The organism is Prevotella sp. AGR2160, from assembly GCF_000424185.1.
In the GTDB taxonomy this organism is placed as follows: domain Bacteria; phylum Bacteroidota; class Bacteroidia; order Bacteroidales; family Bacteroidaceae; genus Prevotella.
Genome location: NZ_AUJK01000006.1, coordinates 1 through 24,538 on the forward strand (window position 1 = coordinate 1; position 24,538 = coordinate 24,538).

12 protein-coding genes are annotated in these 24,538 nt (G+C 53.6%); all 12 read left to right on the top strand.

The window, feature by feature from the left end; all coding sequences use genetic code 11:
- Nucleotides 1-32 precede the first annotated feature (32 nt).
- The 12 genes from G604_RS0105465 to G604_RS0105520 all read left to right on the top strand — a co-directional run bounded on the left by G604_RS0105465 (nt 33) and on the right by G604_RS0105520 (nt 24,536).
- Nucleotides 33-3,242 carry a SusC/RagA family TonB-linked outer membrane protein gene (locus G604_RS0105465; protein WP_028909680.1) on the top strand — a complete coding sequence of 1,070 codons (3,210 nt, stop codon included), beginning with the start codon at nt 33-35 and terminating at the stop codon, nt 3,240-3,242.
- A 24-nt stretch (nt 3,243-3,266) separates the two neighbouring features.
- Nucleotides 3,267-4,901, top strand: coding sequence for a RagB/SusD family nutrient uptake outer membrane protein (locus G604_RS0105470; RefSeq protein WP_028909681.1), 1,635 nt, complete (start codon nt 3,267-3,269; stop codon nt 4,899-4,901).
- A 207-nt stretch (nt 4,902-5,108) separates the two neighbouring features.
- A complete protein-coding gene (locus G604_RS0105475) occupies nt 5,109-7,652 on the top strand; it encodes an AraC family transcriptional regulator (RefSeq protein ID WP_028909682.1) in 2,544 nt (847 codons plus the stop codon).
- 116 nt (nt 7,653-7,768) lie between these two features.
- Nucleotides 7,769-10,276 (top strand): ATP-dependent chaperone ClpB, encoded by a 2,508-nt coding sequence (gene clpB / locus G604_RS0105480; RefSeq protein WP_028909683.1) that lies wholly within the window; start codon nt 7,769-7,771, stop codon nt 10,274-10,276.
- A gap of 272 nt (nt 10,277-10,548) precedes the next feature.
- Entirely contained in the window at nt 10,549-11,796 is a 1,248-nt protein-coding gene (gene hflX, locus G604_RS0105485) for a GTPase HflX (protein ID WP_028909684.1), read from the top strand.
- Complete coding sequence (locus tag G604_RS0105490) at nt 11,789-13,645, top strand: DUF4954 family protein (RefSeq protein ID WP_028909685.1); 1,857 nt, start codon at nt 11,789-11,791, stop codon at nt 13,643-13,645. Before hflX ends, G604_RS0105490 begins: the two co-directional genes overlap by 8 nt.
- 40 nt (nt 13,646-13,685) lie before the next feature.
- Nucleotides 13,686-16,583 carry a M16 family metallopeptidase gene (locus G604_RS0105495; RefSeq protein ID WP_028909686.1) on the top strand — a complete coding sequence of 966 codons (2,898 nt, stop codon included), beginning with the start codon at nt 13,686-13,688 and terminating at the stop codon, nt 16,581-16,583.
- Between the two features lie 35 nt (nt 16,584-16,618).
- Nucleotides 16,619-18,274 (top strand): fumarate hydratase, encoded by a 1,656-nt coding sequence (locus tag G604_RS0105500; RefSeq protein WP_028909687.1) that lies wholly within the window; start codon nt 16,619-16,621, stop codon nt 18,272-18,274.
- A gap of 431 nt (nt 18,275-18,705) precedes the next feature.
- Complete coding sequence (locus G604_RS0105505) at nt 18,706-21,030, top strand: TonB-dependent receptor (protein ID WP_028909688.1); 2,325 nt, start codon at nt 18,706-18,708, stop codon at nt 21,028-21,030.
- Nucleotides 21,030-21,587, top strand: a complete 558-nt coding sequence (gene pnuC, locus G604_RS0105510) for a nicotinamide riboside transporter PnuC (RefSeq protein ID WP_036904707.1) — start codon at nt 21,030-21,032, stop codon at nt 21,585-21,587. Before G604_RS0105505 ends, pnuC begins: the two co-directional genes overlap by 1 nt.
- The gene (locus tag G604_RS0105515) at nt 21,584-22,309 is read left to right on the top strand and encodes a hypothetical protein (RefSeq protein ID WP_051220242.1); all 726 of its coding nucleotides are present in this window, start codon (nt 21,584-21,586) and stop codon (nt 22,307-22,309) included. The genes pnuC and G604_RS0105515 overlap by 4 nt, the downstream gene beginning before the upstream one ends.
- 79 nt (nt 22,310-22,388) lie before the next feature.
- Complete coding sequence (locus tag G604_RS0105520) at nt 22,389-24,536, top strand: TonB-dependent receptor plug domain-containing protein (protein ID WP_028909691.1); 2,148 nt, start codon at nt 22,389-22,391, stop codon at nt 24,534-24,536.
- Nucleotides 24,537-24,538: the final 2 nt, after the last annotated feature.

The window sequence follows — 24,538 nt, forward strand, 5'->3', positions numbered from 1 at the left end:
TATTATTATTGTTGTAATAAACGAGAGAATTTATGGAAAAAAGACTAACAATGTTTTTAGCGGGTATTGCTCTCAGTACGGGAGTGACGCTGGCACAAACACAGATTAGCGGTACCGTAACGTCCTCTGATGACGGTCAGCCCGTGGTGGGCGCCTCCGTCATGATCGATGGCACGAAGACAGGTACCGTGACCGACATTGACGGTCACTTCACCCTCGACGCCAAGCCGGGAGCCAAGTTGGTCATCAACTACATCGGCATGCAGCCGAAGACCGTGAAGGCCGGCGGCAACATGAAGATCGTCATGACGCCGGACAACAAGACGTTGGATGAGGTCATGGTCGTCGCTTACGGTACGCAGAAGAAGAGCTCCTTCACGGGTTCCGCCGCCGTGCTGAAGTCGGATGATATCGCTAAGGTCGCCGATTCCAACCCTGTCCAGGCACTTACCGGTAAAGTCTCCGGTGTGCAGATCAACACGGCTACGGGTCAGCCCGGTGCGGAGAGTTTCAACATCCGCATTCGTGGTATCAGTTCTATCAATGCCGGTAACAACCCGTTGATCGTCCTCGATGGCGCTCCCTTCGATGGTGATATGAACGACATCAACCCCAATGATATTGCTTCCATGACCGTATTGAAGGATGCCGCTTCCGCAGCCCTCTATGGTGCCCGTGGTGCCAATGGTGTGGTCATCATCACGACCAAGACGGGCCGTGAGGGTGCTACAAATATCACCTTCGACGCGAAGTGGGGCGGAAACAGCCGTGCCGTTCGCGATTATAAATATGTGAAGAGTCCGGCCACGTATTATGAGACATGGTATAAGGGTCTTTACAATTACGCCGTAAGCAACAAAGGCTATTCTGGAGACCAGGCATACGCATGGGCCAACAAGCATCTCTGCACTAATGATGACTATGGATTGGGCTATCAGGTCTATAGTGTACCCAACGGTGAGTATCTCATTGGTAAAGATGGCAAGTTGAACAGCAATGCTACCCTGGGTCATGTTGTTGACTACAACGGCAGCAGCTATCTCCTCACTCCGGATGACTGGACGGACGCTACCTATCGTACAGGTCTTCGTCAGGAATACGCTTTGACGGCAACGGCAAGTTCTGATCGCGGCAGTTTCTACGGATCCGCCAACTATCTGAGCAATGAAGGTATCACGGCCAATTCCGACTACAAGCGTTTCACGGGTCGTATGAAGGCTGACTACCAGCTGCGTTCTTGGTTGAAGATCGGTGGTAACTTCAGTTACTCTCATACGAACACGAACTACCTGAGCGTTGATGATGATGGCGCATCTACGTCGTCCGGCAACGTCTTCGCCCTGACAACGGTGGCTCCGATCTATCCGTTGTATGTTCGTGATAAGGATGGAAATATTCTCTATAATTCCACCGCACACATTCAGGTATACGACTATGGTGATGGCTCTGTCAACGGTCAGGTCCGTCCTTATATCTCTCAGGCCAACCCGTTGAGTTCAAACCAGTTGGATACGCATAATGCCAACGGCAATACGTTCAACGCCACCGGTTTCGCTGAGATCCGCTTCCTGAAGGACTTCAAGTTCACTTCTACGAACAGCGTACTGGACGCAGAGACACGTACCACGCTGACCACCAACCCCTACTATGGTCAGTATGCTGCTTCCAATGGTCAGGTAACGATTGATCACTCCCGTCGTTGGTCTTACAACTATCAGCAGTTGCTCGACTGGCATCATCTCTTCGGCAAACATGATGTAGACGTCATGTTGGGTCATGAGTATTATCGTACAAGATATTATGATCTTGACGCTTACAAGACCAACATGTATTCTTTCGATGTTCCCGAGTTGGATGCTGCCGTGAAGATGGGTAATGCCGATTCTTACACGAACGATTACAACACAGAGGGTTGGTTCGGTCGTGCACAGTATAACTATGCCGAGAAATACTTCGGCTCTCTGTCCTATCGCCGTGACGCTTCTTCCCGTTTCGCTCCCAAGAACCGCTGGGGTAACTTCTGGTCCTTCGGTGCTGCCTGGCTGATCAACAAGGAAAAGTTCTTCCATGCCTCCTGGGTTGATGAGTTGAAGCTGAAACTCTCCTATGGTGAGCAGGGTAACGATAACATCACTGATCTTTATGGTCGTGACCAGTATCTCTACACCAATACTTATAATGTCGTTACTTCCAATGGTGAACCTGCCCTTACTCCGAAGACCATGGGTAACCGTGACGTCACGTGGGAGAAAGGCGGCAACTTCAATGTCGGTACCGACTTCTCGCTCTTCAAGGGCCGTCTGACCGGTAGCGCTGAGTATTTCTACCGTAAGACTTCGGATATGCTGTTCTACTTCCCGCTTCCGACCTCTTATGGCTATACCGGCTATTACGCCAATATCGGTGATATGCGCAACAGCGGTTTCGAGTTCGATCTCGACGGTGCTCCCATCAAGACCAAGGATCTGGAGTGGCGTATCAACTTGAACCTGACGACTTACGGCAACAAGATCACTCGTCTGCCCGAAGAACGTAGAACGATGACAGTAGATGGCATTAGTGGTTTCTCTTCCGGCAACTACTTCTACGGTGAAGGTAAATCCATCTATACCTGGTACATGCCGAAATATGCCGGCGTAGATCCGGAGACGGGTGAGGCCCTCTATTATAAAGATGTGACCGATGCCAACGGCAATGTGACGGGTCAGGAAAAGACTGCCGATTATTCCGAGGCAACAGAGCACCTCTGTGGCACGGCACTGCCTGATGTCTATGGTGGTTTCGGAACGAGCGTTTCCTGGAAGGGTCTTGACGCTTCCGTCAACTTTACTTACCAGCTCGGTGGTAAAGTGTTTGATTCTTCTTATGCTGAATCCATGGAGCTGACGCGTGGCCGTATCTTCCATGAGGATATGCTCAACGCTTGGAGCGAGACGAACAAGTCCAGCAATATTCCGCGTATCCAGTTTAATGACTCCTATACGGCAGCAACATCTGACCGCTTCCTGACAAGCGGTTCCTATCTCTGCCTGCAGGACTTCACCGTGGGCTATACACTGCCGAAAGACTGGACCTTTAAGATCGGACTGAGCAAGGTTCGCTTCTATGTACAGGGCAACAACCTCTTCCTCTGGTCCAAGCGTCAGGGACTTGATCCCCGTCAGTCCGTGACAGGTGAGACCAACGCTACCTACTATTCTCCGATCCGTACCGTTTCCGGCGGTATTTCAGTGTCCTTCTAAGTTAATTATTAAGGAATATATCTTATGAAAATATTAAAGAATTCTTTCTGTGCTGTCGCCCTCGCCGCCCTCTCCTTGGGATTGGCAAGTTGCGAGGATGAGACAGTACCGAGCTATATGGCTACACAGGAGCAGGTGTCCTCTTCCGCCAGTGCCACTCGTTCTCTGGTCAATGCTCTGCCTGCCTATTTCAACCATTATACGAGCTCCTATGTGGACAACAACGGCTGGCATGCTCCCTTCGGTTATGGCGCTATGATGATCATGCGTGACCTGCAGACCAATGACCGTTGCATTGGTAACAAGTATAACGGCCACTTCGTCAGATATGCCTATGACAAGTATATGGGTAAGCGCTATACGTATGCCGCATATCCTTGGGGATATTACTACGGATTTGTGCTGGCTACGAACAAGGTGCTGGGATCTATTGATATCAATAACTGCACGGATGCCCAGAAGGGTTATTACGGTGAGGCCCTGGCCTTCCGTGCCCTCTGCTATCTGGACCTGGCACGTATGTATGAGTTCCTGCCCAACGACAAGACCTCTTCCACGAACAGCGATGGCAACAAAGTTGAAGGTCTGACGGTTCCTATCGTCACGGATACGCTGAGTGAGAATGCCGCCCGCAACAATCCGCGTGCTACTCGTGCGGAGATGGCTAAGTTCATCCTCAATGACCTTGACGGTGCTGAAAAATATATCGGCAACTTCTCGGATGGTTCTAAGACGTTTGCTCATCTCGACTGTGTCTATGGTCTGAAGGCCCGCCTCTATATGTGGCTGGAGGACTACGACAATGCAGCCAAATACGCAAAACTGGCTATCGACAATTCTGATGTCGCTCCGATGGACAGCGTTGCCTGCCTCGATCCGCAGAAGGGCTTCAATCAGCTTGACAAGTGGATGTGGGGATCACAGATGACGTCCGAGGATGATGTCGTTAGCACGGGTATCATCAACTGGACTTCCTGGGCTTCCAATGAGACGACATTCGGTTACGCCGGCGCCGGCGCCAGCTGCCTGATTGACTCCCTGCTGTACTCTAAGATCAGCGACACGGACTTCCGTAAGAAGGAGTTTGTGGGTCCGAAAGGTCCTTATGAGGGTGATGGCCTTTCCTATAACAAGACCTCTGTTTATTTGGATTATGGTATAACTGATTTCAGTTCTCTGCTTAGTCCCTACAGTTCTCTGAAGTTCCGTCCTGCCAATGGCGACGGTGACTCCTATCAGACGGGTGCTGCTTCTGCCTTCCCGATCATGCGTGTAGAGGAGATGTATTTCATCTATGCTGAGGCACTGGCTCACAAAGACCCGGCTGCCGGTAAAGAGGCCCTCGTCAGCTTCATGCGCAACTATCGTGACAAGCAATACACCTGCAGCGCGACCAGTAAGGATGACGTCATCAACGAGATCATTCTTCAGAAGCGTATCGAGCTCTGGGGTGAGGGTCAGACCTTCTTCGATATCAAGCGTCTGAACATGTCCGTGGACCGTACTTACGCTCATTCCAACTGGCTGGCTCTGGCTCAGTTTAAGACCAATGGTCGTCCGGCTTGGATGAACTGGGTGATTCCTCAGAGTGAGGAGAATAACAACAGTGCTGTTGCGAAGTTCAACAACCCGGATCCGTCCGACGTGTATACCAAGTAAGCACAGCTGATCATATATAATAAGGTGCATCTCACTGATGGCTCAGTGGGGTGCACCTTTTTTGTTGACGTAAAAGACCGTCATTGATACTGAAGGAAAAAGATGGAAATGAAATTTATTTGCAATTATATACAACAAAAATGTTCCGTTTCCATATTTTTTGACTAACTTTGCAAAGAATCTACGAATTTACTGGAACTATTTTGAATGAAGCAGAACTTAATCTTTCATGACTTTTTGTGGGGATTCATTGTACCCGTAGCTTGGGGAGCCTTGTCTCTGTGCACTTCCTGCCAAAGAGACGAGGCCGATGACATCGTGGCCGGCTATAATGACTCCGTGACATGGAAAAATACCAACATCACTACATATACCTTAGCCCGACAACTCGAAAGCCGGTATGACAGTGCCCGACATCTCGGCGACACGAAAAACGCCATCGCTGCGGGACAGCGCCTCATCAACCTCCACAAAAAGATGCTCGACGATCTGGGACGCGAACAGTATGAACGCTACAGCACCCTCTACCATCTTCAGGATAAAGAACAACGGATCCTTAGCCTCTCCACGGCCAACCAATTCAACTTCCTGGCCATCTTCCTGCTCTTCAGCGGATTGGTTACCACGGCCTATCTCACCCCCATCGTCATCCGCTCCAGAAAGTCGACGATAGCTTATAATAAGAAGATGTCCCACTATATCACCAACAGAGTCAAAGAGGACAACCAAAACATCCGACACTTCATCAAGGAGTCACAACTCTACCTGAACAGCGACGCCTCCTACCGCGATATCGCTCAGGGACTGGGCATCACGCAGAAACGTCTGCTCGAGATCATGCCTACCAACGAGATACGTTCCCTCATCTGTAACCTGAGACTGCAACATGCGTGCAGCCTCCTTCATGAATGCCCTGACAAGACCATACAGGCCATCGGCGAAGAAAGCGGATTCGGTAGTCTGCGCACGTTCCAATATGCCTTTAAAAGAAAATATGAGTTGACACCCGATGAATACCGACGCAAGAAAGGGACAGAGAAACTTTCCGGAAAAATACGTCAAAAGGAAACGGTGGGCCTCGCCCTGATCCTCCTCTTCGCCGTTTGCTGCGTCGGATGCCGCAACAGCCATCCTTACGTCCAAAAAATCCGTAACCTCGACTACGACTCCCTGACCTATATCCTGGACCGAGACTCTGCCGTTGTAGAACCCCAGATTAGAAAAGCGGAGACGATGGGAACGATCAGCCACGCCGAGGCTGCACTGCTGGAAGCTAACCGCATCTATCTCAGCGACGGTGACTTCGACAAGGGCATGCAACTCCTGGAGAACAATTACCATAGTGAGACCGTCAAGAAAAATCCTAAACTGAAAATCCATTATATCATAGCACTGGAAAGTATCGCCTTCCTCAACGAAGAATACTCTACCTGTATATACTATTGTAATGAAGGCATCAACTACGCCCGCAAATTCAACAACGATACCCTCTACCAGTATTTCTCCTTCGATATAGGCTCCGCCATGTTTAAGACCAAGATGAGAGACCGCGGCATCGATCTCATGAAACGGTCCCTGATGAATATCTCCCGGAATTATCATGAAGAAAATATCGATAACCTTGTCTATCAGTATGGCGTCCTGGCCAACTGCCTGAAGGAGTGGGGACGGTATCGGGAAGCGCTGGAAATGCGACGCCGGCAGTTCACGACCATTCAAGAACTCACAATTCAGGATGATATTCCCTACCAGACCGCATTCCCCGCCGCGGAGAGAGCAAGTATCGACCTGTCCATGGCCAATATCTATGTCTGTCTGGGCAACCGCAAGGAAGGGAAGAAATACCTGGCGCGCTTCTTCCGTAACCCCGCATCGCAACAGAGCCGCGTGAGATTCGAACTCAACGAATATTATTTCAGGACCGGACAGTATCAAAAGATGTTGGAGAACATACAGCGGATAGAAACGGACAGGTCGATCTCACATATTCCCGACAACACGCTCGCGCAATGGCGCGAATTCTGTTTCCTCGCCGCTCAGAAACTGCATAACGACACGCTGGCCCTGAATTCCGCCGATCAGCTCCTTGCCTTGCAAAAGAATATGATGAAGACCTACCGTACATGCCAATACGCACACTGGGCGTCGCAATACCGGGCTTTCGACAGAGACCTGACCCAACAGAAACTGATCAGACAACAGGCTTCGACACGTTCGGTAGCCATCATTCTGCTCATCGTTCTGCTCATCGCCGGCAGTATTCTGATCGTCAACACCCACTATAGAAGGTTGGAACAGAAACGGGGACGGCTGTTGCAACAATTCATCCATGAGACGGAAGTGTACAAGAATAAACAGACCGAACTGATCAACAACAACAAAACAGAAGGCACTCATCAACCCGTCCTAACGACTGCCGGAACTCTCTCTCACGACAGTATCTTGAAATTCCTGATCGACTCACAGTGCTATCACAACTCAAAAGTAACCACGAAGGAACTGGCTGAACTCATGCAGGTATCCCAAAAATCAATACGGGAGATTCTTCCTCCGAGTGAACTGCGGGATGTCGTCAACAAACTGAGGCTCCGTGACGCCTGTGCCCTACTCTATAACCAGCCCGAATATACCATCCGGGCCGTCAGCGACGAGTGCGGCTTCGGCAGCCTCCGCACGTTCCAGTATGCCTTCAAGAACGAGTACGGCATGAGTCCCGCCGATTACCGCAAGTCGGCGTTGGAGGAATCGTAAAAGGTCATTCTGTCATATTTGCCCGTCATTTTGTCATTTCTCCCCTTCTTGGTCCATCCCTTGCTTTCTCTTGGGCAGAAAACAAGAATATTAACTAATCAGAAAGGAGAACGAATATGACATTCGACAAATTTACGATCAAGGCGCAGGAGGCCGTGCAAGAGGCTGTCAATACCGCTCAACGGGCGGGGCAGCAGACCATCGAGCCGGTTCACCTGCTCAAAGGTATCCTTGTGAAAGGCAAGGATGTCACCAATTATATCTTCCAGAAACTGGGTGTCAACGAGACGTCCGTCAACGCCGCCCTCGACCAGGAGATCGCTCATCTGCCCCGTGTGAAGGGCGGCGAGCCTTACTTCTCCGGCGACAGTAACACGGTGCTGCAGAAGACGCTCGACATCTCCCAGAAGATGGGCGATGAGTTTGTGTCCATAGAGCCCATGCTCATGGCCATCCTCGCCTCCAACACCTCCGCCGGACGGATCCTCAAGGATGCCGGCATGACGGAGAAGGAGACGATGATGGCTATCCAGGAGCTCCGTCAGGGACAGAAGGTGCAGAGCCAGAGTGGTGACGAAAACTACCAGGCTCTCGACAAATACGCCAAGAACCTCGTCGCTGAGGCCCGCGCCGGTAAACTCGACCCGGTCATCGGCCGTGATGAGGAGATCCGCCGCGTATTGCAGATCCTCTCCCGTCGTACGAAGAACAACCCGATCCTTATCGGTGAACCGGGTACGGGTAAGACAGCTATCGTCGAAGGCCTCGCTGAGCGGATCGTCCGTGGCGATGTGCCCGAGAACCTGAAGGACAAACAAGTCTACTCCCTCGATATGGGTGCGCTGATTGCCGGCGCTAAATATAAAGGTGAGTTTGAGGAGCGCCTGAAGAGCGTTATCAAAGAGGTGACGAATGCCAATGGCAACATCATCCTCTTCATCGATGAGATCCATACGCTCGTCGGTGCCGGTGCCGGTGAGGGCGCCATGGATGCCGCCAACATCCTCAAGCCGGCCCTCGCCCGTGGTGAGCTGCGCGCCATCGGTGCCACAACCCTCAACGAGTATCAGAAATACTTCGAGAAGGATAAGGCCCTCGAGCGCCGCTTCCAGACCGTCATGGTCAACGAGCCTGACGAGACGGACGCCATCTCCATCCTTCGTGGTCTGAAGGAGCGCTATGAGAACCATCATAAGGTTCGTATCACCGATGATGCCTGTATCGCTGCCGTCAAACTCTCCGAGCGCTATATCTCCGACCGCTTCCTCCCCGATAAGGCCATCGACCTGATGGATGAGGCTGCCGCTAAACTGCGCATGGAGCGTGACTCCGTGCCGGAGGACCTCGATGAGCTCGACCGTAAGCTCAAACAGCTCGAGATCGAGAAGGAGGCTATCAAACGGGAGGGCGACCAGCAGAAGATCCAGCAACTCGACAAGGAGATTGCCAATCTCCGCGACCAGGACAAGAGCTACCGCGCTAAATGGGAGGCTCAGAAAGCCCTCGTCAATAAGATCCAACAGGACAAGCAGGAGAAAGAGAATCTGAAATTTGAGGCCGAGCGTGCCGAGCGGGAGGGCAACTACCAGCGTGTCGCTGAGATCCGCTACGGTAAGCTGCAGCAGCTCGACGCCGATATCAAGGCCACGCAGGAGAAGCTCGCGAAGACGGCCGACGGTGAGAAACTCGTCCGTGAGGAAGTCACCGCTGACGATATCGCTGAGGTCGTCAGCCGCTGGACGGGAATACCCGTCACCCGTATGATGCAGAGCGAGCGCGAGAAACTCCTCCACATGGAGGATGAGCTCCACAAGCGCGTCATCGGCCAGGATGAGGCCATCCGTGCCGTCAGTGATGCCGTACGCCGCAGCCGTGCCGGTCTGCAGGATCCGAAGCGCCCGATCGCGTCCTTCATCTTCCTCGGCACTACCGGTGTCGGTAAGACGGAGCTGGCAAAGTCACTCGCCGACTACCTCTTCAACGATGAGTCGATGATGACGCGTATCGATATGAGTGAGTACATGGAGAAGTACAGCGTCTCCCGCCTCATCGGTGCACCACCGGGGTACGTCGGCTATGATGAGGGTGGTCAGCTCACCGAGGCCGTACGCCGTAAACCCTACAGCGTCGTGCTCTTCGATGAGATCGAGAAGGCCCATCCCGATGTCTTCAACCTGCTCCTGCAGGTCCTCGACGACGGTCGCTTGACCGACAACAAGGGACGGACGGTAGACTTCAAGAATACCATCATCATCATGACGAGTAACGCCACGCGCGAACAGCTCTCGAAGATCATGCGCCCGGAGTTCCTCAACCGTATCGACGACATCATCACGTTCAAGCCGCTGACGAAGGAACAGATCGGACAGGTCGTGGAACTGCAGATGAACCGCGTGAAGAAGATGACGGAACAGCAGGGTATCCAGTTTACGTGGACACCGGCAGCCATCAGCTACCTCGCCGATAAGGGTTACGATCCTGCCTTCGGTGCCCGTCCGGTCAAGCGTGCCATCCAGGACTATGTCCTCAATGACCTCAGCCGGAAGATCCTCGCCGGCAGCGTCGACCGCAGCAAGCCCATCACCATCGACTGCAAGGATAACCATTTGGAATTTAGAAATTAACTGTAGGGGGCGGCCCTTGTGGCCGTCCTAACAACGAAAAAAAGCGCCTGACATCACGTCGGGCGCTTTTTTAGATTTTGAATGTTTCAGCAGTTTGTGTTTTATGTAGTTATGATCTTTTGAAAATCAGTTTTTTCGTTTAACTGATGCAAAATTACGCAAATCCTTGATATAAATCAAATATTTCTCTAACAAAAGTCCGAAAAATAACGTAAACGTTTACGAATATCTCCGAGATTTTTACTAACTTTGCATCAAATATACAACACTAGATGAAAGAATTTGTCATATCAGAAGCCAAGGCCGAGACCGCCATTCTCGTGGGACTCATCACGAAGGAACAGGACGAGGCCAAGACGAAAGAATATCTCGATGAACTGGAGTTCCTCGCTGATACCGCCGGCGCCGTCACCGTCAAGCGGTTCACGCAGAAATGCGGCGGACCGAACATGACGTCGTATGTCGGCAAGGGTAAACTCGAGGAAATCAAGGAATATATCCGGCAGAAGGAAGACGAGGAAGACCCCATCGGTATGGTCATCTTCGATGATGAGCTCTCCGCCAAACAGTTGAAGAACATCGAGGAGGCCCTCGGCGTGAAGATCCTCGACCGTACTTCCCTCATCCTCGACATCTTCGCCATGCGTGCGCAGACGGCCAACGCCAAGACGCAGGTGGAACTGGCACAGTACCGCTACATGCTCCCGCGCCTGCAGCGCCTGTGGACGCACCTCGAGCGTCAGGGCGGCGGCTCCGGCAGCGGCGGCGGCAAAGGCTCCGTAGGTCTTCGTGGTCCGGGTGAGACACAGCTCGAGATGGACCGCCGTATCATCCTCGGACGGATGAGCCTGTTAAAGAAACGCCTCGAGGAGATCGAGAAACAGAAGAACACGCAGCGCAAGAACCGCGGCCGTCTCATCCGTGTGGCCCTCGTGGGTTATACGAATGTCGGTAAGTCGACGATCATGAATATGCTCGCCAAGAGTCAGGTCTTCGCGGAGAACAAGCTCTTCGCCACCCTTGACACCACCGTGCGCAAGGTGACGATCGAGAACCTGCCGTTCCTCCTCGCCGATACCGTCGGGTTCATCCGTAAGCTCCCCACCGATCTCGTCGACTCGTTCAAGTCTACGCTCGACGAGGTCCGCGAGGCCGACTTACTGCTCCATGTGATCGATATCTCCCACCCCGATTTCGAGGAACAGATCGATGTCGTCAACGACACGCTCAAGGAGCTCGGCTGCGCCGACAAGCCGTCGATGATTGTCTTCAACAAGATCGACAACTATCATTGGACGGAGAAAGAGCCCGACGACCTCACGCCGGAGACGCGTGAGAATATCTCCCTCGAACGGCTGAAAAAGACGTGGATGGCGAAGCTCGGCGGCGACTGCCTCTTTATCTCCGCCAAGAAGAAAGAGAACATTGAGGAGTTCCGCAAAGTACTTTATAAGAAAGTACGGGAACTCCATGTCCAGAAATATCCGTATAACGACTTTTTATACCAGGACTATGAATGATTACAGACCGCTGAGTCAGCAGGAGATTGACATCCTCAGGGCGAACGACTGCTGGGCCGAGGACTGGACGGCCGTGGAAGTCGCCGAAGAGTTTCAGCCCGACTTCATGCACCGTGTGATGCTCTACGGAGATATCCGCATCGGTGCCTTCGAGAAGAATGTGGAGGTGAGCAAAGATTTCTACAAGCATACGGGCATCACCAATGCCACACTGCGTAATGTCACCATCGGCGACAACTGCCTCATCGAGAATGTCGGCAACTTCATCAACAACTATACCATCGGTGACGACTGTTACATCTCCAATATCTCCACCATGGAGACGACGGAGGGAGCAACGTACGGCCAGGGCAACCTCATCTCCGTCCTCAACGAGGTCGGTGAGGGGAATGTCGTACTGTTCAACGATCTCAACGCCCAGCTGGCAGCCTTCATGGTCCGTTATTTCCACGATAAGGACCTGAAGACGGCACTCTGGCGCCTCATCCGCGAGAGTATCCGTACGACACAGCCCGACCGCGGCACACTGGGGAACAACGTGAAGGTCATCAACACCAAGGAGATCACGAACACGCTGATCTACGACAACTGTGAGGTCAACGGCGCTTCCCGCCTCAGCGACTGTACCATCCTCTCCAATCCCGCCGCCAGCGTGTATATCGGCACGGGGGTGATCTGCGAGAACTCGATTATCAACAACGGATCCTCCATCATCAACAGCGTGAAGATGCAGGACTGCTTCGTCGGTGAGGCCTGCCAGATCAGCAACGGCTTCACGGCATCGGCCAGCGTGTTCTTCGCCAACTGTTTCCTCTCCAACGGCGAGGCCTGCGCCGCGTTCTGCGGACCGTTCACGGCAAGCCACCACAAGAGCAGTCTACTCATCGGCGCCGAATTCTCATTCTATAACGCCGGCAGCGCCACGAACTTCTCCAATCACGCCTATAAGATGGGACCGCTCCACTGGGGCATCCTCGAGCGCGGAACGAAGACGGCCAGTGGCGCTTACCTCCTCATGCCCGCCACCATCGGCGCCTTCTCCGTCTGCTTCGGCAAGCTCATGCACCACCCCGACACGCGGTGGATGCCGTTCTCTTACCTCATCGGCAGCAGTGACACGATGTTCCTCGTCCCCGGACGGAATATCACGACGGTGGGCCTCTACCGCGATATCCGCAAATGGCCGAAACGCGACATGCGGCCGGCAGAGTCACAGGCGAGCATCGTCAACTTCGAATGGCTCACGCCGTTCACCGTCGGTGAGATGCTGCAAGGCAAGAAGATCCTCGAGAAGCTCCGCGAGGCCTCCGGCGATAATGTCAGCCTGTACAACTATCACGAATATGTCATCAAGGCCAGTGCCCTGCGAAAAGGCCTTGACAACTACGATATGGCCCTGCGCATCTATATGGGTGCCGTCCTCAAGCGCCGTCTGAAAGATGACCCCGCCCTCACACCGCCGACGGAAGAGACGGGAAAGGGACCGTGGACCGATCTCGCCGGACTGCTCCTCCCGGTCTCCGAGGAACAGCGTGTGGTAGAGGATATCAAGAACGGCACACTCGACACCATCCCCGATATCCTGCGCCGCTTTGAGGAGATCCACCGCCATTACCGTGACTATCAGTGGGCGTGGAGCTATCAGCTCATCCTCGACTACTATGGTCTCGAGACGCTCTCCCTTCAGGACGCCGAGCAGATTCATGCCGACTATGTCGCTGCCCGCCGCCGTTGGATCAGTGAGATCCGCAAGGATGCCGAGAAAGAGTTTGCCATGGGTGACGTCGAGGAAGACGTGCTCACGAACTTTGTCAAGCAGCTCGACGCGGAGAAAGAGTACGAGAATTAAACCGAACAACGATAAAAAACAGAAAACTAATCAGAACTGTATGAGATTAAAGAGATTTTTCTTTGCAGGCTTGATGGCAGCGGGCGTCGCGCTCTCTGTCCAGGCCTACAATTATGAGACCGTACCGGGAGACCCGATGCAGGCACGCATCTACACGCTCCCCAACGGACTGAAAGTGTACATGAGTGTCAACAAGGAGAAGCCGCGCCTGCAGACGTATATCGCCGTGCGCACGGGCTCACGCAACGACCCGAAAGAGACGACGGGCCTGGCCCATTATCTGGAGCATTTGATGTTCAAAGGTACCAAACAGTTTGGTACGTCCAACTACGAGAAGGAGCGCCCGCTCCTCGACTCCATCGAGGCGCGTTTCGAGAAATACCGTTATATCGTCAATGCCCAGGAGCGTAAGCGCTGGTATCACCAGATCGACTCCCTCTCCCAGTTGGCCGCTCAGTATAACATCCCGAATGAGTACGACAAGATGATGACGGCCATCGGCAGCGAGGGCAGCAATGCCTACACGTCGAATGACCAGACCTGTTATCAGGAGGATATCCCGAGCAACGAGATCGAGAACTGGGCGAAGATCCAAAGCGACCGTTTCCAGAATATGGTCATCCGCGGCTTCCACACGGAGCTCGAAGCCGTCTACGAGGAGTATAACATCGGCCTCGCCAATGACGGCCGGAAGGAGTGGAACGCCTTGAACAAGATCCTCTTCCCCACCCATCCGTACGGCACGCAGACCACGATCGGCACGCAGGAGCACCTGAAGAATCCGAGTATCGCGAACATCAAGAATTACTTCCATAAATATTATGTGCCGAACAATGTCGCCATCGTCCTCGCCGGTGACTTCGATCCCGACAAGACCATCGCCCTCATCGACAAATATTTCGGTTCATGGAAGAAGAGCGATAACCTCTCCTATCCGCAGTACGCCCCCGTCGCTGACCTGAAAGCCCATAAGGACACGACGGTCGTCGGTCAGGAGGCCGAGAATATTATCATCGGCTGGAAGTTCGACAAGGCGGCATCCCTGCAGAACGATACGCTGCAGGTCATCGCCGATGTCCTCGCCAACGGCAAGGCCGGTCTCTTTGACGTCGACCTCACGCAGCCGATGAAGATCATGGAAGCCGGCGCTGCCAGCGATGACCTCCGTGACTACTCCGAGTTCTATCTAGAGGGCGTGCCACGCCAGGGACAGAAACTCGAAGAGGTGCGTGACCTCCTCCTCGCCGAGATCGACAAACTGAAGAAGGGCGATTTCGACGATAACCTCGTCAGTGCCGTCGTTGCCAATAAGCGCCTCCAGTTCCTCCGTGGCCTCGACAAGAATGTCAACCGCGTGGAAGTGATGAAGGACGCGTTCATCAATGGTAAGGACTGGCGCCAGGAAGTAGGAGGTCTCGACCGCATGGCAAAGATGACGAAGGCACAGATCGTCGCTTTCGCCAACAAATACATCGGTGACAACTACGCCTGCGTCTACAAGCGCCAGGGCAACGACACGACGATCCATAAGATTGAGAAACCGCAGATCACGCCGATTCCTACGAACAACGACAAGCACAGTGACTTCCTCCAGGCCATCGTCAACAGTAATCCCGCGCCGATCCAGCCGCGCTTCCTCGACTTCAACAAAGACCTGACCAAGGGAAAGATGAAAGATGGCTCTACCGTACTCTACAAGCAGAACACGACGGACGACCTCTTCAACCTCAGCTTCGTCTACCCCGTGGGATCAGAGAACGACAAGCGCACCGAAACTGCCGCCGACTATCTCAACTTTGTCGGTACGGCAACACGCTCTGCCGCTGACATCCAGAAAGCCTTCTATCAGCTCGCCTGCGACTACAACGTATCGGTCAGCGGCGACGAGACACGCATCAACCTCAGCGGTCTGAATCAGAACTTCCCGAAGGCCCTCGCCCTGCTGAAGGACTATATCTACCATGCCAAGGCCGACACCGCCAGCTATCACAAGTTCGTCGGTGTCCTCGAGAAGAGCCGTAAGGACGCGAAGGCCAACCAGCGCATGAACTTCTACGCCCTGCGCCAGTATGGTATCTACGGTCCTTACAACAGTATGCGCAACGCCATGAATAATGACGAGCTCGCCAAGGCGGATCCGCAGCAGCTCCTCGACATGCTGAAAGGACTCGGCAGTTACACCTTATTATATTATGGTCCCTCGACGCTGAAAGCCCTCACGACGACCGTCAGCAAGAACAACTTCAACGGCCGCCGCCTCGCTTGCTTCGACAAGTGTCAGCGTTACACCGAGGAGGCAACACCGAAGACAGAGATCTATCTCGCTCCCTATGACGCGAAGAATATCTATATGATCCAGTATCATAATGATCATAAGACGTGGAAGCCAGAGGAGACGGCTGTCGCTGACCTCTTCAACGAGTATTTCGGTGGCGGCATGAACGCCATCGTCTTCCAGGAGCTCCGTGAGGCCCGCGGCCTCGCCTACTCCGCCGGCGCCTACTATAACCTGCCGTCGCGCAAGGGAGACTACGAGGATTTCTGGACGTATATCATCACGCAGAATGATAAGATGATGGACTGTGTGAATGAGTTCAATAATCTCCTCACGACGATCCCCACACGTCCCGCCGGTTTCGACCTCGCCCGTCAGAGTCTCATGAAGAGTCTCGCTACGGCACGCACGACGAAGTTCAGCATCCTCAACGCTTATCTCCGTGCTCAGAAACGTGGCATCGACTACGATCTCAACAGTCGCGTCTACGAGGAGTTGCCGAAGCTGACGCTCGATGACGTGCTCCGCTTCGGTAAGGAGAATATCTCCGGCAAGCCCTACCGCTATCTCATCCTCGGCAATGAGAAAGACCTCGACATGAAGGCCTTGGAGAAGATAGGTCCGGTGAAGCGCCTCACCACCGACGAGATCTTCGGGTTATAATACAAAAACTAAATATTAGACATTAACTATTGATTATGGCTAAAGCAGTTGATTTTAAGTACGCTCCGATGTTTCAGGTCGGTAAAGACGACACGGAGTATCGCCTGGTCTCCAAGGAAGGAGTTTCCACAGGCATGTTTGAAGGTAAGGAAATCCTGAAGGTATCCCCCGAGGCACTGACGTTGCTCGCTCAGGAAGGCTTCCACGATGTGGAGTTCTGCCTGCGCCGCAAGCATAACGAGCAGGTCGCCGCCATCCTCAAGGACCCCGAGGCTTCCGAGAACGACAAGTATGTCGCCCTGCAGTTCCTCCGCAACGCCGAGACGGCTGTCAAGGGTATCCTCCCCTTCTGCCAGGATACCGGTACGGCCATCATCCACGGTGAGAAAGGCCAGCAGGTTTGGACCGGCTTCGACGATGAAGAAGCTCTGAGCCGTGGCGTCTACAACACGTTCACCACCGACAACCTCCGCTATTCCCAGAACGCTCCGCTGACGATGTATGACGAGGTCAACACGAAGTGTAACCTCCCCGCACAGATCGATATCGAAGCTACCGAGGGCGAGGAGTATCGTTTCATCATGGTCGCCAAGGGCGGTGGCTCTGCCAACAAGACCTATTTCTACCCGATGACAAAGGCTACGATCCAGAACGAGGGCACACTGCTGCCGTTCCTCGTAGAGAAGATGAAGAGCCTCGGCACTGCTGCCTGCCCGCCGTATCATATCGCCATCGTCGTCGGTGGTACGAGTGCAGAGAAGAACCTGCTCACCGTCAAGCTCGCCTCCATCAAGTATTACGACAACCTTCCCACGACCGGTGACGAGACGGGCCGCGCCTTCCGTGACCTCGACCTCGAAGCCAAACTCCTCGACGAAGCCCACAAGATCGGCCTCGGCGCACAGTTCGGTGGTAAGGCCTTCGCTCACGACATCCGTGTCATCCGTCTGCCGCGTCATGGCGCCAGCTGTCCGATTGGTATCGGCGTAAGCTGCTCCGCTGACCGTAACATCAAGGGAAAGATCAACCGCGATGGTATCTGGTTGGAGAAGATGGATACGAATCCCGGAGAGCTCATCCCCGAGGAATACCGCAAGCCGGGTGAAGGCGCTAAAGGCGTAGAGATCGACCTCGACAAGGGTATCGACGCCGTCCGCGCTGAACTGACGAAATATCCGGTCTCTACACGTGTAAGCCTCACCGGTACGATCATCGTTGCCCGTGATATCGCTCACGCCAAACTGAAAGCCCGCCTCGACAAGGGTGAGGATCTGCCGCAGTACTTCAAGGATCATCCTATCCTCTACGCTGGTCCTGCCAAGACACCGGAAGGCTATCCCTGTGGTTCTATGGGACCGACGACAGCCAACCGTATGGATCCCTACGTTGATGAGTTCCAGGATCACGGCGGCTCTCTCGTTATGATCGCCAAGGGTAACCGTACACAGGTTGTTACCGACGCCTGCAAGAAGCATGGCGGCTTCTACCTCGGTACGATCGGTGGCATCGCCGCCGTTCTCTCCAAGGAGTGCATCACGAGCATTGAGTGCGTAGAGTATCCCGAGCTCGGCATGGAGGCTATCTGGAAGATCACCGTCAAGGACTTCCCGGCCTTCATCCTCGTTGATGACAAGGGCCACGACTTCTTCAAGGAGCTGAAGCCCTGGACGCCGTGCAACTGCAAGAAGTAAAAAGCCTCACCCCCATGGAAATTGTAGGTGGCCGCCATGTTGCGGCCACGCAAGGAAAATGGGGAATATATGATGACATGATTACTTTTCCCGCTCATTGTGGGTGCGTGGCCGCAACATGGCGGCCACCTACTCATTGCGGGTACGTAAATACTAAGACACGCCCTTCCTTCCCTATTTTAGAGAAGAAAGGGCGTGTCTTGTTGGAAAGAGTGCGGAACATGATAAATCATGTCCCATACATTTCCTACTTCTTTTTCGTTTATTTCAGAAAAATTGTTTAATTTTGCACGCGGTAACGGGAAACGCCCGCTGCCAGGGGTGCTGAAGCCGTTGCTTCTGCTGAGAACATACCCTCTGTACCTGACACGGACAATGCCGAGACAGGGAAAAGCCAGCCCCCATAATATAAATAATTAGTTATTGTATTCATGGACAAATCGATCATGATGCTCGCAGCCCTCTCGATGGCTGCCGCCGCATCGGACGCCAAAGGTCATGAGCCTTTGGACTCTCTTCGTACTTACCAACTGCAGGGCGTACAGGTCACGTCCACGCGCGCCTCGAAGAAGACGCCGATGGCCTTCGCCACCCTTAACCAACAACAGATCCGTAACGTCAACTTCGGACAGGACATCCCGTATATCCTCTCCCTGACGCCTTCCGTCACCACCACTTCCGACGCCGGCAATGGCATCGGCTACACGTCTATCCGCGTGCGTGGCATTGATCCCTCCCGCATCAACGTCACAGCCAACGGCGTGCCGGTGAATGATGCCGAGAGCGCCCAGCTCTATTTCGTCGATATGGGAGATTTCGCCTCCTCCGTACAGAGCATGCAGATCCAGCGTGGCGCCGGTACGTCAACGAATGGTGCCGGTGCCTTCGGCGCTTCCATCAACATGCTGACGGAGAATATCGGTACGAAGCCGTTCTTCGGCCTCGACTTCAGTGGAGGTTCCTACTACAGTCATAAGGAGACCGTACGTTTCGGTACGGGCCTCATCAAGGATCACTGGGGCCTGCAGGGCCGTCTGTCGAATATCGGCTCAAAGGGTTATCTCGACCGTGCATGGACGAAGCTGAACTCTTATTTCCTCCAGGGCGGCTATTTCTCCGACAACACGATGGTGAAGTTCCTCACGTGGAACAGTGTGGAGAACACCTATCACGCCTGGAACTACACGTCCAAATATGAGCAGAGCCTCTATGGCCGCCGTTATAACTCCTGCGGCGAGTATACCGACGACAATGGCAACAAGGCTTACTATCCCGACCAGACAGATAACTACTGGCAGCAGAACTACCAGGCTATCTGGAACCAGTTCTATGGCACACACTGGAACAGCAATGTCACGCTCCACTATACCCATGGCTATGGCTATTACAACGAGTATAAGGTGAAAAAGGACTACCGTGACTACGGCCTCTCCGACGTGAAGCTGAAGAACGACCTGACACGTAAGAAGATCATGGAGAATGACCTCTACGGTATCGTCGCCAGTCTGAACTACGACAACAAGCGCAACTACCAGGCTACCCTCGGTGGCGGCTGGAACAAGTATGTCGGTGACCACTGGGGTCAGGTGCTGTGGACGAAGGACAAAGCCGTCAAGACGTTCTATCCCGGTTATGAGTATTACCGCAACCGTGCATGGAAGAGCGACTTCAACATCTTCGGCAAGGCTTCCTGGACATTCCTCCCCGGCCTCAACGCCTATGTCGACCTGCAGTACCGCCATGTCGGTTACCGCATGCAGGATCCGCGCGACTATTATATCGATGAGGACCGCACGCTCGGCTACTGGGCTCATGACGACTTCGACTTCTTCAATCCGAAGGCCGGACTGAACTATCAGATCGACAACCACAACCGTGTCTATGCCTCCTATGCCGTAAGCCACAAGGAGCCGACACGTAATGACTATCAGGACAATGAGATTCAGCATCTCAAGGCTGAGAAGTTGCAGGATGTCGAGCTCGGTTACAAATATGAGAGTGAGAAGTTCACGGCCGGTGTCAACCTTTATTATATGTACTATGATCACCAGTTCGTGCTGACGGGCGCGCTGAATGATATCGGTGAGATGATCGCCAGCAATAAAGGCAAGAGCTCTTACCGTGAGGGTATCGAGTTCGAGGGTGCCTGGAAGCCCGTCGACTGGTTCCGTTGGGATCTCAACGCTACGTTCTCCCGCAGCATCAACAAAGACTGGGTGCAGAGCACGGTGAAGGTCGACGACCAGAACAAGCCCGTCTACGATGACAGTTGGAATAATGTTGACGGTGGTGAGGTGAACCTCGGCAACACGCATACCGCTTTCTCTCCTGACGTGATTTTCAACAATATCTTCACGTTCACCTACAAGGGTTTCAACGCCTCCATCCAGAGCCAGTATATCGGTGAGCAGTATCTCACGAACACCGACTTCAAGGAGATGACATGCCACGATGAGAACGGCAACGAGACGCACGAGACGCTGATGTTGAAAGACCATTTCACGACGAACATCGACCTTGCTTATCGCTTCGATCTCAAGCCGTTAGGCATCAAACAGGCAACGGTAGGCATTACGTTCTACAACATCTTCAATACGAAGTATGACAACAACGGCTGGGGCGCACCGCAGATCGCCAAGACGAAGGACGGCAGCGTCATCGCCTTCAACGACTGGGGCAAACGTGACCAGGAAGCCGCCGGTTTCGCGCCGTCCGCTCCGTTCAATGTCATGGCCCATCTGAGTATTGACTTCTAATGCTGGACATCTTAGGAACGATCATCGGCCTTGTGTATATCTATCAGGAATACAAGGCTTCTATCTGGCTGTGGGCCACGGGTATCATCATGCCCGTGGTCTACATGTTCGTGTACCTCGATGCCGGCCTCTATGCCGACTTCGGGATGCAAGTGTATTATGCCCTTGCCGCCATCTACGGTCTGCTCGTATGGAAGTTTGGCCGGAAGCACGGTCAGCAGAATGAGGAGATGCCCATCACCCATGTGCGCCGCAGCCTCCTCCTGCCCTCTCTCATCCTCTTCGTCGTTGCCTGGGGCGTGATCTATCTGATCCTAATCCGATGGACAAACTCCACGGTTCCCGTCCTCGACTCTTTCGGCAATGCCCTAAGCATTATCGGCCTGTGGTGGCTCGCCCGGAAATATCTCGAGCAGTGGTGGCTTTGGGTTATCGTCGATGCCGAATTGGCCATGCTCTATCTCTATAAGGACCTGCCGTTCACGGCCGGCCTCTATGCCCTTTACACCGCCATCGCCATTGCCGGATATTTTAAATGGAAGAAAGATATCAAATGATTGCCCCAACAAAGCCCGATGCCGTCATTCTTGCCGACGGCTCTTTTCCTACACACCCCATCCCCTTACATCTGCTCCATAACGCACGGCAGCTCATCTGTTGTGATGCCGCCCTCTTCACGCTTTGGCAGCACGACCGCCGCCTCGTGGAAGAGAAAGTCCGTGAGGGCCGTCTGCAGGCGATCGGTGACGGCGACAGTCTCCGTGCCCTCCGTGACCGTATCCCACAGGACTTCTTAGCGCTCCTAGCTCCCGTTCTCCATGAAGAGAACGAACAGGAACACAACGACCTGACGAAAGCCACGCGGCTACTCTGCACGCAAGTTCTCCCGGAGAGACCGAACGCCACTGCTGAAGGCGGAAACGAACAGAGAATCACGGTGGCTTATCTCGGCACGACGGGCAAACGGGAGGACCACACCCTCGGAAATATCTTCCTCCTTCCCTGGCACCAGCACCACTACCCCATCACGGGAACAATGTATACCGATTACGGCTATTTCACGGCGTGGCATGGTGATGCCTGTCTGAAGACCTTCGTCCATCAACAGTTGAGTATCTTCAACCTCAGTTGTACGCAAATGACCTCCGATGGTCTCCGTTGGCAGGCTTATCCTTTCACGGAACTCTGGCAGGGCACGCTCAACGACTGTCTCGGCGATGAGGTCCGCATTCATGCCGATGGCGATTATGTCGTTTATCAGACTTACGAGGCAAAATAGATCCAACTGCAGGGGCCTTCCCTTGTGACGGCCCCTGCAAAGGATCAAAGCATATATTTTTTCACCAATAATAATAGTAATGTATAACACAGTAAAGACCCCGGAGAAATTGGTCTTCAAACATTTCTCCAACAAAAGCTACTCCCTCTTTGCCGCCCTCGGCAAGGAAGTGCTCATCGGCGTCCTCGCCATCCCCATGCTCTCCTCCGCACAGGCTGCGGAAGGCAAGGCCATGGACAACGAGACGATGCATGCCGACAGCCTCGTCCACAACGGAAAGGACATCGGGGAGGTAGTCGTCACGGCCTCACGGGCCCCGCTGACGCTCGCGCAGCAAGCCCGTACCGTCACTGTGCTGACACAGCGTGACATCGCTGCCCTGCCGGCGCAGAGTATCAACGACCTGCTGAAATATGCAGCCGGTGTCGATGTCCGTCAGCGCGGTCCTATCGGCGCGCAGACCGATGTCAGTGTCCGTGGCGGCAATGACGAACAGGTAGCCATCCTTCTCAATGGCATCTCCATCAGTGATCCTCAGACGGGCCATAACGCCTTTGATATCCCCGTCAATCCTTCCGACATCGAACGTATCGAAGTCCTCGAAGGACCTGCCGCCCGCGTCTACGGCACTTCTTCTCTCTTAGGCGCCATCAATATCGTTACCAAGAAAAACCTCTCTTCCGACCGCATTTCTACGTCCGCGTCTCCTTCGGCCACACAATGGCAGGGTGACGGCTATCTCGAAGGTGGCAGCCACGGCTATCTCTCCGCCGGCGCCCGTGTCGCCGTCGCCAACAGCCAGTGGCAGCACTCCCTCTCCACCGGATACAGTCGCAGCGATGGCTATACCCGTTCGAAAGGCGGCCATCTGAGTACCGACTACAGTGGTCTGCATTCTTTCTATCAGGGTTCTTACTCCGATCCCAACGTCATCGTCAGCTGGCATGCCGGTCTGAGCACGCGCGGCTGGGGCTCGAGCACGTTTTACAGTAAGAATTTCGATAACCAATACGAACATACCTTCAAGTCCTTCACAGCCATCCAGGCTGAGACACGCCAGGGCCGCATCCATCTCCGTCCCGCCATCTACTGGAACCATCAGTATGACCGCTTCGAACTCTTCCGCGGGGATGACGCCGTAACGGGCATGACACTTGCCAACGGCAACACGTTGAAGATCCCCTTCAACTACCACCGTGCTGATATTTTCGGTGCCAATCTCAACAGTTGGTTCGACTGGGCCCTCGGCCGTACCGCCATGGGCCTGGAACTGCGCAACGAGGATCTCGTGAGTACAAACCTCGGTGAGGCCCTCCACAAAGCGAAGCCTATCCACGGCACCGACCGCTATTATCGTTACGGACTGGACCGCACGAATATCCAACTGGCACTGGAGCATAACATCTTCCTCGGCCCTCTGACGGTATCGGGCGGTATCATTGCCGTGAAGAACTCATGGGCCGACATGCCGATGAAAGTCTATCCGAGTGCCGACCTCAGTCTGCAACTCTCACCAGTATGGAAACTCTACGCTTCTTACAACTCCTCCCTCCGCATGCCCTCAGTGACGGAGCTCTACTATTCCGTCGGTGGCTTCAAGGCCGACGCCCATCTGCAGCCCGAGGAACTGAATGCTTTCGAGGCCGGCATGAAGATGACGGCCAACGGCATCAGCGGGAATATGAGCGCATTCTATAACCATTATAAGAACCTCATCGACTGGATCGTTGACGGTACGAAAGATGAGAACGGCAACCTCGTTGCCAAATCCGTCAACTTCGGAAAGATCAACGCCTATGGTTTCGAAGGAACAATCGCCTTCGACTTCCTGCGTCTGATTCCTTCGCAGCATGTCCTGCGGTCATTCACCACGAGCTACTGCTATATACAACAGAGTGAAGAGCAGAACGAGGGAATCACAAGTAATTATGTTTTGGAATATCTGAAGCATAAATGGGTCAGCCAACTGGGGTTGAACCTCTGCCGAAAACTGTCGCTCGACATCAGTTACCGCCTCCATCACCGTATGGGTGCTTACCGCGACACGGCCGGCGAACTGCAGCGCTACGGCACCTATGGCCTCCTCGATGCCAAACTGTCATGGAACGAGCGCTCCTGGTCTGCCTACGTCGAGGGCAATAACCTCTTCGATAAAAATTATGAAGAAGTTGGTAATGTCCCACAGCCGGGAATCTGGATCATCGGGGGAGTAAAGATTAAACTATAAAA